This is a genomic window from Rhizobacter sp. P2_H2 (assembly GCF_056403375.1).
The window spans coordinates 1-1,445 of sequence record NZ_JBFUFP010001248.1 but is presented as its reverse complement, the minus strand read 5'-3'; the positions used below and the strand labels follow the sequence as shown (position 1 = coordinate 1,445).

Genomic DNA, 1,445 nt, shown 5'->3' with positions numbered 1-1,445 from the left:
AGGAGTAGCTGCCGTCGGACTTGAGCGTCAGCGTGCCGTAGGTGCCGGTGATGCTCGATCCTGCGGGGGCGACCGTCGTGGCTGGCGTGCCGGTGCCGGCACCGGCCAGGCTGACGGTCAAGGCGTCGCCTTCGACGTCGGTGTCGGCGCCGCTGCCGCCGCTGGCCAGGATCACGCCGGCGGCGGTCGCCACGGTCAGCGTGCCGGCGGCGGTGACGGTGCCGCTGTCGTTGCTGGCGACCGGGGCGTCGTTGGTGCCGGTGACGGTGACGTCGATCAGCTTCGTCGCGGKTCCGTCGAAGCTGGTGACGGTCAGGGTGTCGTGGACGATCTGGTTGGCGGTCAGCGCCTGCGTGACCGCCTTGCTGTTGTCGAGTGCGTAGGTCCAGGCGCCGGTCGACGGGTTGAAGGTGAAGTTGCCGTAGAGGCCGCTGAGACTGGAAGGCGTGGCGAACAGGGACTGGCTGGCATCGGGGTCGGTCGCGGTCAGCGTGCCGGAGGCGTTCGGAGTACCCGCGGTGGCGTTGTTGACACCGCCTGCTTCGGTCACGCTGCCGGTGGCGGTGCCAGTGATCACGGCGGTGTCGTTGGCACCGGTGACGGTGACGTCGATCTGCTTGGTGGCACTGCCGTCGAGGCTGGTGACGGTCAGCGTGTCGTGCACCGGCTGGCCGGCGGTCAGGGCCTGCGTGGCGGGCTTCGAGTTGTCGAGTGCATAGGTCCAGGCACCGGTCGACGTGTTGAACGTGAATGTGCCGTAGGTCCCCGCGAGGCTGGCCGGCGTGGCGAACGAGGCCTGGCCCGAATCGACATCGGCGATGGTCAGCGAGCCCGAAGCGGTCGGCGTGCCGGCGGTGGCGTTGTTGAGGCCTCCGGCCTCGACGACGTTGCCGGTCGACGTGCCGCCGATGATCGCGGCGTCGTTCGTGCCGTTGATCGTGACGGTGACGCTCGATGAGGTTCCGTCGGCGCTCTTGACGGTGAAGGTCTCGGTCAGCGACTGATCGGCACGCAGCGTCTGGATCGCGGCGTTGTTGTTGGAGGCTGCGTAGGTCCACACGCCGGCCGAGGTCAGCGTGAAGGTGCCGTAGGTGCCGGCGGTGGCCGGCTGGGCCTGGAACACGGCCTGGCCGTTGTCGATGTCGGCGACGGACAGGGTGCCGCCGGTGGTCAGGCTGCCGGAGGCGTTGACGGCGGTGTCTTCGGTGACGGAGCCGGCGGTTGCGCCGGAGATGACGGCAGCGTCGTTGGCGCCCTTGATGGTGACCGTGACCGAAGAGCTGGTGCCGTCGGCGCTCTTGACGGCGAATGTCTCGGTCAGCGACTGGTCGGCACGCAGAGCCTGGATCGTGGTGTTGTTGTTGGCGGCTGCGTAGGTCCACACGCCGGCCGATGTCAGCGTGAAGGTGCCGTAGGTGCCGGCGGTGGCAGGCTGGGCCTGGAAC

General features: G+C 69.0%; 1 protein-coding gene. It reads right to left on the bottom strand.

Features of this window, described 5'->3' with window-relative positions; genetic code table 11:
* The coding region (locus tag AC1D15_RS32045; RefSeq protein WP_477829230.1) for a VCBS domain-containing protein at positions 1-1,445 on the bottom strand (1,445 nt) is incomplete at both ends.